This window comes from Levilactobacillus spicheri DSM 15429 (genome assembly GCF_001435095.1).
In the GTDB taxonomy this organism is placed as follows: Bacteria; Bacillota; Bacilli; order Lactobacillales; family Lactobacillaceae; genus Levilactobacillus; species Levilactobacillus spicheri.
The window spans coordinates 273463-286956 of sequence record NZ_AZFC01000015.1 but is presented as its reverse complement, the minus strand read 5'-3'; the positions used below and the strand labels follow the sequence as shown (position 1 = coordinate 286956).

At 58.9% G+C, this 13494-nt stretch carries 12 protein-coding genes; 4 read left to right on the top strand and 8 right to left on the bottom strand.

Annotation, left to right across the window (positions count from 1 at the left end; translation table 11 throughout):
* Window positions 1-612: 612 nt before the first annotated feature.
* From FD37_RS05150 to FD37_RS05135, 4 genes are all read right to left on the bottom strand, one after another.
* The gene (locus FD37_RS05150; protein WP_056963941.1) at window positions 613-1056 is read right to left on the bottom strand and encodes a hypothetical protein; all 444 of its coding nucleotides are present in this window, start codon (window positions 1054-1056) and stop codon (window positions 613-615) included.
* Complete coding sequence (locus tag FD37_RS05145; RefSeq protein ID WP_056963939.1) at window positions 1053-2555, bottom strand: Y-family DNA polymerase; 1503 nt, start codon at window positions 2553-2555, stop codon at window positions 1053-1055. Before FD37_RS05145 ends, FD37_RS05150 begins: the two co-directional genes overlap by 4 nt.
* 120 nt (window positions 2556-2675) lie before the next feature.
* Window positions 2676-4208: a hypothetical protein gene (locus FD37_RS05140; protein ID WP_056963937.1), complete on the bottom strand. Its 1533-nt coding sequence runs from the start codon at window positions 4206-4208 to the stop codon at window positions 2676-2678.
* A gap of 221 nt (window positions 4209-4429) precedes the next feature.
* Window positions 4430-6694: an ATP-binding cassette domain-containing protein gene (locus FD37_RS05135; protein WP_056963935.1), complete on the bottom strand. Its 2265-nt coding sequence runs from the start codon at window positions 6692-6694 to the stop codon at window positions 4430-4432.
* A gap of 179 nt (window positions 6695-6873) precedes the next feature.
* Between FD37_RS05135 and FD37_RS05130 the strand changes: the two genes are divergently transcribed.
* From FD37_RS05130 to FD37_RS05120, 3 genes are all read left to right on the top strand, one after another.
* Window positions 6874-7476, top strand: a complete 603-nt coding sequence (locus FD37_RS05130; protein WP_056963933.1) for an NADPH-dependent FMN reductase — start codon at window positions 6874-6876, stop codon at window positions 7474-7476.
* A gap of 83 nt (window positions 7477-7559) precedes the next feature.
* Complete coding sequence (locus FD37_RS05125) at window positions 7560-8078, top strand: DUF1440 domain-containing protein (protein ID WP_056963931.1); 519 nt, start codon at window positions 7560-7562, stop codon at window positions 8076-8078.
* A 19-nt stretch (window positions 8079-8097) separates the two neighbouring features.
* On the top strand, window positions 8098-9411 hold the full coding sequence (locus FD37_RS05120; protein WP_056963929.1) for a glycoside-pentoside-hexuronide (GPH):cation symporter: 1314 nt from the start codon (window positions 8098-8100) through the stop codon (window positions 9409-9411).
* A 200-nt stretch (window positions 9412-9611) separates the two neighbouring features.
* Here FD37_RS05120 and FD37_RS05115 read toward each other — a convergent pair whose 3' ends face one another.
* Window positions 9612-10007 carry an iron-sulfur cluster biosynthesis family protein gene (locus FD37_RS05115; RefSeq protein WP_045807548.1) on the bottom strand — a complete coding sequence of 132 codons (396 nt, stop codon included), beginning with the start codon at window positions 10005-10007 and terminating at the stop codon, window positions 9612-9614.
* 115 nt (window positions 10008-10122) lie between these two features.
* Entirely contained in the window at window positions 10123-10671 is a 549-nt protein-coding gene (locus tag FD37_RS05110; RefSeq protein ID WP_052957209.1) for a MarR family winged helix-turn-helix transcriptional regulator, read from the bottom strand.
* Between the two features lie 254 nt (window positions 10672-10925).
* On the opposite strand from FD37_RS05110, the gene FD37_RS05105 reads away from it, so the two are divergent.
* On the top strand, window positions 10926-11156 hold the full coding sequence (locus FD37_RS05105) for a hypothetical protein (RefSeq protein WP_045807549.1): 231 nt from the start codon (window positions 10926-10928) through the stop codon (window positions 11154-11156).
* A 339-nt stretch (window positions 11157-11495) separates the two neighbouring features.
* Here the strand turns inward: FD37_RS05105 and FD37_RS05100 are convergent, their stop codons facing one another.
* Window positions 11496-12971, bottom strand: a complete 1476-nt coding sequence (locus tag FD37_RS05100) for a DUF4097 family beta strand repeat-containing protein (RefSeq protein WP_056963927.1) — start codon at window positions 12969-12971, stop codon at window positions 11496-11498.
* Between the two features lie 2 nt (window positions 12972-12973).
* Window positions 12974-13321: a PadR family transcriptional regulator gene (locus FD37_RS05095; protein ID WP_082078046.1), complete on the bottom strand. Its 348-nt coding sequence runs from the start codon at window positions 13319-13321 to the stop codon at window positions 12974-12976.
* Between the last annotated feature and the right edge of the window lie 173 nt (window positions 13322-13494).

Genomic DNA, 13494 nt, shown 5'->3' with positions numbered 1-13494 from the left:
TCGCATCAGCATTTTTGATGAAAGCAGACTCGAAGGGTCCTAAGCCCGCAATCAAGCTATAGGCTAAATCACGCCAATCCGTGAGGTATGACCGCTTTACCTCGGCCGCTGTACGAGTCTGCGTAATCCGAGCTGAAATAGCTGTGTTTTGATTTAAAATGCTAGGGTTTAATTGTCCCTTAGTTGGTGACCAATATTTTGAAAAATTACTCAGCAATCCATCAGCTGGGTTAGTGATGGGATTTGTATTATCATACGTGCTGTTTTTGTAGTTATCAACATAGTAACCATATTGTGCCCGGTGTGGGGCAATTAAATCATCAGTTGACGCCTGGGCGTGAGCAACTGGCGTCATCAAAGGCAACAAAACCAAGGCCGTTGCGAGGGTGGCCCCTAACCGCTGTTTCATTCGCTTCATCAAAAATTCCTCCCTATTCCGTATGGTCAGCGCGCTAACCTGAACCTAGTTTACCTCGTTGAATGGCTGAATTGGGGGGCTTTACGGACTCTGTACATGCCTCATATTAAACATTTACAACCATATAAAAAATCCTATGCAACGATAAAAACGCTGTATAGGATACTATTGAATTGCCAAAATTTATTAATTTTCTAAATAAAGGTCACTGCCTGCAACACCTCAAACGGCAACACCGCTCGATTGACCAGCGTCACCTGCTGGGTCGCGGAATCGACCCCGACGACCCGTGTCTCCAGCGTCCGCGTCTCGCCGGTCTCCGGGTCGAAGTAGGTCAGGCTGACCTTGGGCTTGGTCCGCACTACCCGCGCCAGGTCCCGCAAATGCTGCTGCAGGACCTGGTCCTCCTCGAACGGCAGCCGCGATTGCTGGGCCAAGCGGTGACTGCTCTGCGCCAGCAACTCGTGGTAGCCCGTCAAAGCCGCAAACGGCGCAAACTGAGCGGCCCGCTCGCCGTTGGGCATCTGCGGGTGGCGCGTCGATTCGTGGTGGGGCAAGCGCATGATATCGGCATAGCGGTCCGTGTTATTAAAAAGGGTTGCGGCAATGGCCCGTTTTTCTGCCTGTTCGTGCGTCATGAGCGGTGCCCCCCAATCTCCTGGTTTCGTTTCTTCAACGTCGCGCACGGCTGGAGATCCGCCGCCCGAATCACGGCGTTCTTCCCGAACTTCTCTTGCAACTTCAGAATCGCCTCTTGCGTCTTGCGTTCCTTTTGGCGCGCCTGCTGGACCCGTTGTTGTCGGGCCACCTGATGGGCACTCTGAAACAAGTCGAGTTGCTCGCCGTACACCGTGGCCGCGGCCTGGTCCTCCGAGATGACGTGGTTGACCGTGACCGTGATCTTGCGAATCCGGTACTGGCGGTTCACCTTGGCCGCAAAGATCCGTTCGATGGCTTGCCGCAGCACCTGGGTCGACGAGGTGGGCTCGGTCAAAGTGACGCTGCCGTGCGCGGCCTTGGGCGTCTGACGACCGTAATAGTCGTTGGTCACCGCAGCGGTCGCGGCGGTCAGGCTACTGGTATCGTACGCCACGTGCAGCATCACCTGGTCACAGACCAAGTGTTTTTTCACCAGCTCCAAGGTCAACGAGTCGACCATCTCCCGGGTCACGATTTTCGCTTTGTCATACGGGTACGGCGTCGCCAACACCTGGCCGGACCCAATGCTGTGGTCGCTGGGCTGATAGGCCTTGATGTCGTGCAGTGTGGTCGGTTCATACCCCCAGGCGTGGTCGATAATCAGCTCGGCGACCTTGCCGAATTCCTGGTACAAGTCTTCTTCGTTGTGCCGCTCCGCCAAGCTGCCCAACGACCGGCGGGCAATGTCGCCCATGGTGTGCAGCCCCAGTTTTTCTAACCGCTTGGCGGACCCCCGGCCGATGCGCCAAAAGTCGGTCAACGGCTGGTGGGCCCAGAGATACTTGCGGTAGCTCAGCTCCGTCAGTTTAGCGATGCGGACCCCGTCTTCATCGGCAGGAATCTTCTTGGCCACGATGTCCATCGCGACCTTCGCCAGGTATAAATTGGTACCGATCCCCGCCGTGGCGGTGATACCAGTGTGGTCCTGGACGTCGTGGATGATGGTCTTCGCCAGGTCATGGGCCGTGGTGTGGTACAGCTTCAGGTACTCAGTCACGTCCATGAACACCTCGTCGATCGAGTACACGTGGATCTGCTCGGCCGCCACGTACTTGAGGTAGATCTGATAAATCGAATCACTGACCTGCAGGTAGTAGGCCATCCGCGGCCGAGCAATCAGGTAATCAATCTGATAACCGGGATGCTTCAACAGCCGGTCCTTCTCCACGGCCTTGGGCCCCAAGCGGTGGTGGACCTGCTGGGCGCGTTCACGGTTCAATTGAGCGACCTGTTGTTCCACCTGAAACAGCCGGGGCCGCCCAGGCAGGCCAAAACTCTTGAGCGCCGGGGAGACCGCCAGGCAGATGGTCTTATCAGTCCGCGACTTGTCCGCCACGACCAGGTTGATGTTCAGCGGGTCGAGGTCCCGGGCCGCGCACTCCGCCGAGGCATAGAACGACTTCAAGTCGATTGCAATGTACGTTCGCTGTGTCGCCATCCCGGTTGACCCCCTTCTTGCCCATGTTTCCTTTGGAACCCTATTATACTGGATTTTCCCAAGGGGAACAAGTGTTCAAAAAGTGAAAATAAAAAAAGCCGATCAGCTCCCACTGATTGGCTAGTCGTTTTCGAATAGTTGGTCCACCAGTGCCTGGGTAGCGGCTTGGCGGTGGGCCTGGCGGTCGCGGCGTTGCAGGTAGTACTGTTCCAACGCCGACAGCGTCACGGCCGCCGCCTCTGGCGGCAGATCGTAGAGCCGCGTGAAACGTGCCCGAACCGTCGCGAAGTCCGGTGCTGGCGCCACCAACGCGTGCAACTGGGCGGGCGTTGCGTGGTTCTTGCGGGCCGGGACCCAGGCGTCCGCCGGTTGGACCGCCAGCCGGGTACGCAAGGCCTGGCACAACGCCGGCGGCCAGGTCGCCGGTAGGGTCTGTTCTTGCGTCAGCCGGGCGCGCAGGGTCGCCAGCTCGGCCACCAAATCGGCGGACAACTGGCGCCCCTCCCAGCCTCGCCGGAGCTGGGTCAAGCGGGCTTGGCGCTCGGCTAGCGGCAGGTCAAAGCCGACCGCGGCGTTAAACACGTCGTCGTCCCAATCCCGTTGGCGTTGGGCGGCCAACCGCTGACTTTCCCGGTCCAGGTCGGCCACCAGGTACCGCGGCACGATTTGCAGGCGTTCCGCGCGAATCCGTCCCTGGTGGGCAAATTCACTGGCCATGACGCCCAACTGGTAACCGTTGACCAGCCGGCTCACGGCCTTGGGTGGGGTCACGGTGGCGATTGCCGCTTTGAAGGCGGCCAACGGTTCGCGCCGCACGATCACCGTGGCCACCGCCGTCACCCAGGAACGGTACGGGGCCGACTGGCGCAGCTGCTGTTCGGCCGTGGTCTGAGCGCTGGCCGCGGCCTGCCATGCCGCCTGCTGGGCCCGCTCGGCGGCCGTTCGTTCCTGTGCGACCCGTTGCTCGCGCCGGGCCACGATGGCCGCATGAGCGGCCTGGTCCTTGGCCTGCAGGTCCGCGTAGCCCTGCAGGTACGGCGAAAGCTGCCGTTCGGGCAGGACCGTGGTCCGATGTTCCAGGTAGCCGGTCACCGTGGAGCGGGTGCCCCGCTTGACCCACCGCCGCTGCGCGTGGTGCGCCGCGGGCAGGTCCGGCAAAGCATCCGCCACCCACAAGATCTCGGGGACCTGCGGGTAACGGGCGGCCAGCGCGTCGTACTGGGCCACCGCGTGAAAGTTTTGCTCGGTGGTAATGGTCATCAGGTACTGCATTTCGTCACTCATGAACTTTTTCACACACTCCGACCCCACCACGATTTCCCGGCCATCCGACCGCAAGACCACGTGGTACTCGTAGCGGACGGGCAGGTGGCACAACGCGCAGTGGTGCCACTGACTGCGCTGTTCGCTGGGATTGACGGCGTACGGCAACCGTGCCAGCAGCTTCCAGGCCAGACTCCCCTGGACCAGCCAGTCGACCCGGCTGGCGGTCACGACCTGCTTCGCCCGGGTGGTCAACCAATCACTGTTTGTCTTGACCGTTGGGTGGTCGCGCAGCTGCGGCATCAGCTGGGTCAGCGCGGGGTCCGCCAAGGCGGGATAGGTCAATTGTAAAAACCGGTTCTCAGCCGGCGTCAAAATCGTCGTGGGCACACGCGTCACGGTCCTTTCGGTTGTCAGAATGCTCCTAGTTTACCATAAATCACGCCAAAACAGAACGTACGTTTTCCCAGCATAATGCTTTACGTTCTAAGGCGAGCGCGTGCTTAACCACGATAGGCCCATGAAAAAAGGAGAACCCGAGACGTTGACCCCAGGTTCTCTCTTTTCTTTTTCACTCATTTAGTCACACAGTTAAAATTAAGCGCCAAGGCTTACCGCATCCACTCCCGCAGCGCGACCCCGGTGCGGGACTGCGCCACGTCGACGGCCTGGCGGGGCACCCCGCTGTACTGGATCTGACCGCCGTACCGACCGGCGTCCGGCCCCACGTCGATCAACCAGTCGGCCTGACTGATCACGGCCAGGTTGTGCTCGATGATGATCAACGAGTTGCCCGCCGCGACCAGCTGGTTAAAGAGCTTCAACAGCCGGTCCGTGTCCTGCAGGTGCAGGCCCGCGGTCGGCTCGTCCAGCAGGTAAATGGTCCCCTGCTTGCCCAGCTCGACCGCCAACTTCAGCCGCTGGAGTTCCCCACCGGACAGGGTGGTCAGCGGTTGGTCCAGCGTCAGGTAGCCCAAGCCGACCCGGTCGAGGTTCGCCAGTTGGCGGGCCACGTCCGGCACGTTCTTAAAGAACTCGGCCGCCGCGGTGACCGACAGGCCCAGGACCTGGGCGATGTTGCGGTCGTGGTAGCTGTACTGCAAAGCCTGTTTGCTGTAGCGTTTCCCGTGACACAGCTCGCAAGTCTGCACCACCGGATCCATGAAGGCCATGTTGGTGATGGTGACCCCTTTCCCCTTACACCGCGGGCAGGCCCCCTTACCGTTGTAGCTGAACCAGCCGACCGCCACGCCGTTGGCCTTGCCAAACAGCTTGCGGATGTCGTCCAGCACGCCCAGGTAGGTGGCCGGCGTCGACCGGATGTTGATGCCGACCGGCGTCTGGGCCAGGTCGATGTAGTCGCTGGTCAGCTGCTGCTTCAGCGCGCCCACCAGCGAGCTCTTCCCGGAGCCGGCGACCCCGGAGATCACGGTCATCACGCCCAGCGGCACGTCGACCGCCACGTCCTTCAAATTATTGCGCGTCACGTGACGCAACGCCAAGTGGCCCGTGGGCTGCCGTTCCGGCCCCCACTGGTGCGGCTTGCGCAACCAGGTCCCGGTCAGCGTGTCCGAGGCCAACAGCTCGGGATAGGTGCCGGTAAAGGTCACCTGACCCCCGGCAGTCCCGGCGTAGGGCCCCATCTCGACCACGTAGTCGGCAAAGGCGATCATGGCCGGATTGTGCTCGACCACCAGGATGGTGTTGCCCTTCTCCTTGAGCTTGGTCAGCGCCTGCTTGATCAGCTGAATGTCGTGTGGGTGCAGGCCCACGCTGGGTTCATCCAGGATGTAGACCATGTCGACCAGCGCGCTGGTCAGGTACTTGGCGATCTTGATCCGTTGGGCCTCCCCACCGGACAGGGAGCTGGTCCCCCGGTCGAGCGTCAGGTAGCCCAACCCAATGTCGACCAACGACTGGATCTTGGTGGTCAATTCCCGTACCACGTCGGTCGCCAGCGGTTCCGTGATGCCCTTTAAGAAGGTCAACACGTGGTTCAGGTCCATGGCCGTCACCTCGGCGATGTTCTTGCCGTTGATGTGGTTGGTCAGGACCTGAGCGCGCAGCCGCGTCCCGTGGCAGGTCGGGCAGGGTTTCCGGGTAACGATGGCGTCGATGGCCGCCTTGTGATGGCTGGCCTCCTTCTTGCCGATAATCGACCGGCGAATCCGCGGGACGACCCCTTCATAGAGCGCCGTGCGGGGAAAGCCCTCGCCGGGATGGGCCAGCTTCTGTTGCGGCGCGTGCATCAACAGGTCGTACTCCTCGGGCGTGTAATCCTTGATGGGCTTGTCGTTATCGAACAGGCCGCTGGTCCCGTAGCGCCGCCAACGCCAGGTGTCCGGCGCGAAGCTGACGAAGGTGATGGCGCCCTGGTTCAGCGACTTCTCCGGGTCGATCAGCTGACTTTCGTCGATGTCGTCGACGTAGCCCAGGCCCTGACAGGTCGGACACATCCCCTGCGGCAGGTTGAACGAGAAGGTGTCCGAGTAGCCGATAAACGGCTTGCCGATCCGCGAGAACAGCAGGCGGACCAGCGAGTAGATGCCGGTGTAAGTGGCCAGCGTCGAGCGAGCGTTCTTCCCCAAGCGCTGTTGGGCGATCACGATGGCGACCGGCAGATGGTCAATCTGACCGACGTGCGGCTGCCCGTACTTCGGCAGGTACTGTTGGGTAAAGCTGGGAAAGGTCTCGTTGAGCTCCCGGCGCGAGGCCGCGGCGATCGTGTCGAAGACCAATGACGACTTTCCCGAACCAGACAGGCCCACGAAGACCGTGGTCTGGTACTTCGGCACGCGTAGATTCACGTGCTGCAGGTTATTTTGGGTCGCATCTTGAATATCGATGAACCCTTGTGGAAATTCTGGTGTGTCCATTTTCGACTCCCCTCTCAAACGGTGAAAACAAACGTCTGTTCTCAGTTTAACACAGCGACCTCCCGCACGCCGCTTCCACGTCCTGGACAAAGCACGCGACCGGTGCTAAACTTTTGGAGATTAATTGCTTACTTTTTGTTAGTAAATGATATCACCATTCTTGAGGAGGTATTTCACCCATGAACACGAAAATTGGCGTCATCTTAGGCACATCCCGGCATCCCTCACTCGGCAGCCACCTCTTACGGTACCTACAACGGACCTTTCCCGATAGCGTCGACGTGACCTATACCTGGTTACCGCTGCGCGACTACCCGTTACCCTTCTACGACCACCAGGAGACCCCGCTGGAAACACCCATCCACGACCTGAGCACGCCCGAACAGGCGTGGCTCGACCAGCTGGCGGCGCAGGACGGTTACATCATCTTGAGTCCCGAATACAATCACGCGATCCCCGGCATCCTGAAGAACGCCCTGGACTTCGTGGGACCTGAGGTCGACCACAAGCCCGTCCAGATTATCACCTATTCGCACTTCAGCGACGGCGGCATGCTGGCCGCCGAATCGATGGTCGAGATTCTTCAGATGCTTAAGCTGCTGGTCTTACCAACGCCCGTCTTGCTCTGGAACGCCGACGACAATTTCACGGCTCAGGGTGAGTTGATTGCGACCGCTCCGAACAGCGCCCACTTCGCCCGGCGCCTGCAGGAAGCCTTCGCCGACATCACCTTCTACAGCCGGCTGTTGGCGACCCACCCCTACCGACCACTGTCTAAATAATGTATTGGTAAAGCATATTTCCCGAAAAAAGACCGCGAGGCGCCTATACTCGAGGTAGTCATGAATGAAGGGAGTTTTTTAGTATGTCATTTTGGAAAAACCAACCGGTTCACCTCGCCGCCGCCATCATTGCGGGGGGCGCGGCCGGCATCGTCTCTGGTCTGGTCAAGCTTGGCTGGGAGAACGTCCTGCCTCCGCGGACCGAAGAACGGGACGCCACCAACCCGCCCCAGACCCTGTTGCAGCAGTTCGGCGTGCCGGCCAAGGTGACCCACGCCACCTACCACTATTCCGGTCACGCCCTGCCGTGGGTCAGCTACGTGATCCACTTCGGCTTCTCGACGACCTTCGCCGTGCTGTACCAGATCATCGGTGAGAAGCTGCCCTGGATCAAGAAGGACGCCGGAACCTGGTTCGGCCTGGCCATCTGGATCGCCTTTCACCTGGGCATCATGCCGGCCATGGGCACCGTGCCCAGCGCCAAGGACCAGCCCGAAGAGGAGCACGTCTCCGAAGCCCTGGGCCACATCGCCTGGATGGTCACCAACGACCTAGTCGGCGCCGAGGTCTACCGCCGGCTGGTCGCCGAGAAAAACAAGTAACTAAGGGAAGTGATCGTTCATGCAAACACCTTGGCAAACCAAGTGGCCGGAACGTATCAGCTACGGCATGAGTGACGCGGCGGATAACCTGGTCTTTCAGATGATGACCACCTACCTGCTGTTCTTCTATACCGACGTCTACGGCCTCTCCGCCAGCAGCGTGGCGATCCTGTTCATCGTGGCCCGGCTGGCCGACGTGGTCGAAAGCCTGATCATCGGCCTCATGATCGATCACACCCATTCCCGGTGGGGCAAGAGCCGGCCGTTCTTTCTCTGGTACGCGCTGCCCTACGTGGTCTTCGCGATTCTGACCTTCGTCACGCCCCCGTTTCACGCGACGGGCAAACTGATCTGGGCCTACGTGACCTACCTGGGGCTGGGCTTCTTCTACACCGCCGTCAACCTGCCGATCACCTCGATCCTGCCGACCATGACCCACAACGACCAGGAAATGACCCTACTAGGAGTCATCCGCCAGTTCGGCGGCAGCGCCGTGCAGATCATCGTGGCGGTCTTCACCCTGCCGCTGGTCGCCTTCTTCGGCCGCGGCAACCAGCAAAAGGGCTTCTTGCTGACCATCGTGGTCTTCGGCGGCATCTCGCTGGTCCTGATCTGGAACGCCTTCTGGCAGGTCCGCGAACGGTTCACCGACCCACAACGGTCCCACCAATCCTGGCGGGCGGTCGGGCGCATGCTCCGGCAGAACCAGCCCTGGCTGATCATCTCGGCGGTCATCCTGCTCTACTGGCTGACCACCGCCATCAAGAATCAGACCACCATCTACTACTTTAAGTACCTGTTGCACAACCAGGACCTGGTCCCCATCGCCAACAGTTTCACCTTCGCGGCGCTGATCGGGGTGGTCCTGATCGTGCACGCCGCCGGGCATTGGGGCAAGAAACGCACCATGCTGGGTGGTATCGCCCTGGCCATCATCGGCCAGCTGATCCTGTCACTGGGCACCACGGTGACCCACCTGACCACGATTTTCGTCGGCATCTTCATCAATTCCATCGGTAACGGCCTGATCATCGGGCTGGTCTCGATCATGATTGCCGACACGATCCGCTACGGGGCGACCCTGGGCATCCAAGCCGAGGGCATCCTGGCCTCGACCGACGATTTCGGGGTCAACGTGGGGTTAGGGCTGGGCGGTCTGATCACCGCCGGCCTGTTCCACCTCTCCGGCTACGTGGCCAACCACGGGCAAAACCTGGCGACCCGACACATGATTATCCTGAATTACGCCTGGCTGCCGCTGCTCCTGTACGTCGCAATGCTGATTATCTTGCTCTTCTACGACGAACGCCGGATGCAAGCGGCCCTGGCCTAAACACCAAACGAGCTTGAACGTGACCTGTGACGGTCGCACTCAAGCTCGTTTTTTAATCAGTTTTTGGTAAAAAACATTTCAATCAGGTGCTGATTCTAAACTCTTCAAAAATGGAAGTATCCTTCCATTTTTAGAAAAATTAGTCAAAATTGGAAGGATACTTCCAATTTTTCCGAACCGTCATCGCCCACACGGGACGCCTAGCAGGTCTCCCCGTGTGCCGTGACCCCCTGCTGGAAGGCGGCCAGCACGGCTGGGCCATCGGCGATTTGGACGGCGCTGTCCAGCAGATGGGCGTCGTCCTTGATCAGGATGCTGTGGTGCTGCACGTCCAGGGTCAAGCCCGTGTCGAAGAAGTACAGGTTGTACGCCGACGACCAGAGTCGCAGCCCGCGCTCGTTGTTTATCTTGACCGCGTAATCGGGATCCGGTTGGTCCAGGACGATCAAGGTGAACTGGGTGCCAATCGTACAAGCCCCGCCGTGCAGGGAGTACTTGCCCCCACCGTCATCGGCGATCAGGACCAGGTCCTTGTCGGTCAGGTGCTTGCGCTGCAAGAGCGCCCACATGCTGTCACTTATTTTGATTTGGGTCATTTTAGCCACTCCTATCAGATTGGATTGCTTACTTTTAAGAAGGATTATACACCGTTTTGGCCCACAAAAAAATCCCAACCCTGGGTTGAGATTTTACACAATTAACGACTTCAGTTTACAAGTTGCTCAACCGGCCGCCGTGCTTCTCGGCACTACGGTTCGAGTTGCGGCGCTTGTCGTGCAGGCTGTCGAAGCCGACAAAGCCCGCCGCAACGGCCCGGTCGTTGGCCTTGTGCAGCACGTCGATGAAGTGGATGGCTTCATCGCGGCCAAAGAACCCTAACCAGCGGTGGAACCGTTCGTCCGTGGCCTGGGCCAGGTTGCGTTGGACCCGGCTGCCCGCCGCCGTCAAGGTGATGTACTTCACCCGCCGGTCGTTCGGGTCGACCTTTTGCATAACGTAGTTTTCCTTTAAGAGCACGTTGACCTGCCGGGCAATCGCACTCTTGGAGACCCCCTCCAACTTCGCCAATTCCACCAAGGTCTGACCGTTCTTACTCCGGGCGACGTTTTCCATCACCATGTAAGCCTCAAACGTCAGGTTGTACTTCTGCGTCGGAATTGAGACGAAGTCACCGATGTACTTGAAGATGTGCATGTACAGGTCGTCAAACTCCTGCTTTAATTGTGCTTCCGTGATTGCGTCGTTCGTCGTTTCTGTCATTGTTTTACCATTACTCCTTCGTGGTCTCGCGTCGTGCGGACCAATTTATTGATCTGTCTGCGGCGACTCGGGTTCCCCGCCCTGTGTTCCCAATTGTTCACCATTAAATAACTGCTAAGGGAGTGATTGGACCATCTATTCGATGATTTATCACTAAATCAAATTATCCGATAAAACGAAAAATAGGGTTCCCCAAACCGGAACATATGTTCTATAATGGATTTAATCTTTGTCGCAAGGATGTGGTGAACAACATGCAACGTGCCAGCCAACAAATCAGAACATTACTCCAAACTGCCTACCAAAAAAACCAGATAACCTCTCTCATCTCGCAGGGGATGACCTATACCGGAACCGTGGACTTCATTTCCGCAACCACCGTTTACCTGGGTCTGGCCGCGGGGGAATCCTGCCAGATTCCGCTGGGGCAAATCAGTCGGGTCCACTTACACCAATTTCGGCCTTGGTGGTATCTTTACAATTAACGGTCCCAATTACCCACTCATAGTATCGCCTCTCGGGACGAAAAAATAAACCTTTTTTTAAAAATTGTCGCTTTTTATTTTACAATTTGCGGAAACCTTGTCTTTTCGGGGACCATCCCCGAAAATGGTCTACTCCAAAGTCGTCAATCTTCGGAAAAATGTCCGCCAATCCCTTTTGATTATACTACCCCCATACCAATAAAAGGAACCCCAAATCGTCTTAGATGGTAACAATCCAAATCTTGCATAGAATAACCTTTTCCTAGGAAGCAATACTTAAAACCCTATAACTAAAAAACCGCCGTTCTGTCAATACGCAGAACGACGGCTTTTGGCGTCTTATTTCAATCGAATATTGCCGTGATCGGTGGCCAAGGTGACCTGGGGATGGGACCCCGTTCCGACCGCACCAATTTTGTGATGATCATCATTTAATGTGAGGTGAACCTGCTGGGGGAGCCGGATCTTCCCCCGTTCGGCGACCAGGTCAAAGCGGTAACCAGTCGTGGTCGCGATGGCCACGTCGATGTTACCTGCCCCGTTCACCGCGAGATCTTGCGTCAGGTCCGCCACGTCCAGGTCCAGGCTGCCATGGTGGCTCCGAAATTGGCCGCCACCGTGCAATTCCTGGGCGACCAGGCTGCCGTTGGCCGTGTGGCCGTTGAGCTGGCCGGTAAAGTTGGTAACCTTGACGCTGCCGTTGTGGCTGCTGACCTCGCCGTCACCGGTGAAGTCGCTGACCTTAACGCTGCCGTTATGGGAGGAGACGTTGAGCGCCCCCTGCGCCTCCCGGACCACGACCGAACCGTTCTGGCTGGTGGCCGTCAGCTGGTTGGCCTTGACCTGCTGGACCTTTAGGCTACCGTTCGTCGCCCGCAAGTTTAGCGTCGTCAACTGGTTGTTGAAGACCCGAACACTGCCGTTGGTGGCGTGGGCCTGCAGGTCGAGGGCCAGGTGCAGGTCCCCGATTTCCAGGCTCCCGTTGCCCGCCTCGACGGTCACGGCGCCCTGCAGCTGGGCCGGCAGGAAGATCTCGGTCCGCAGGTGCAACGACCACAGCCGCGGCCGGGCCCCCTGCCGTAACGTCAATTGGTCGTCGCTCTGGTCGGCCTGCAGGAAGTAGCGGGGATTGTCCCGGCTCATGTACTCGTTGACCACGATCTGATCACTGTTGGCCGGGCCAATCTTGACGGTGGCGTCCGGGTAATCGATCCGGACCTTTTTCAAGCCCGTCACGTCAAAGGAGCGGGTGTTCACCAGCTGCAGGGACTCGACGAAGGTCCGCTGGGGACGGTGGCCGTTGATGGTCACGTCGTCTCCATTCACGTCGACCAGCCCGTTGGCGACCCGGACGTGATCCCCGTCGACCTGGACCAGCTTACCCAGGTGAACCTGGTCGCCGTCCACGATGGTGTGGCCGTGCCACGTCACCTTGTCCCCGTGGACCCGCAGGCCGTGGGGGCCCCCGATGGTCACGTCATCGTCGTCATCCACGTTGACGTCCCAGTCGTCACCGGCCTGCTCTTCTTCCCGGTCGCGCCGGTCCTGCGCGGCCTCCTTGGCCCGCGCAGCCTTGTTCGGGTCGGCCGTGGTGCCCGTGATCTCCTTCAGTAAACTGTCCACGTCGCCCAGCGAGGCCATGGCCGCATCGATGGCCTGCGGAACGGCCGCCCCGTCGTTGACCTTTTCGGAAACCGCCTCGGTCAAGTCGGCGACCAGTTCCTCCTTCAGCTCCGTTAACTCCCGGGACGCCGGGTAGCCGCTAAATAGTTGGTCCAACCGCGTCCGAATCTCTAAGGTTATCTTTTCGTCCATGCCTAATCCTCCTTGATCTGACCGGTAATCAACTGGTCGATAATCGGCTTGGCCACCTGCCAGGCCGCCGTATTCTCAGCAAGCACCTGCTCGCCCTTTTCCGTGATGTGGTAGTACTTACGCCGCGACCCCTGGGTCTCATCCCCCCAGTAGTTGGTCACGGCCCCGTTCTTGCCCAAGCGGCGAAAGACCGTGTAGAGGGTCGCCTCATTCAAGTCGTAGTGTCCATCGCTCAACTCGCGGACCCGCTTCGCCACCTGGTACCCGTAGCTATCACCCTGATGTAAAATGTTCAAAATAATCGTGTCCGTGTGTCCCCGGATGAGATCTTTGGAAATCACCTCAGCCAACCCGACCAGCTCCTCTCGTCTTTCTTGCAACTAATGTATCGCCAATTACTGTGTGTGTCAAAGTAATTTATCACAAAAGTCTCGCCAGCACAAAAAAGCCTGAGCACATTGGCTCAGACGTTGGGTGTCTGTTTAGGCTGGTCAGCGGGTAAGCTCCGCTAACCGGCCACCAT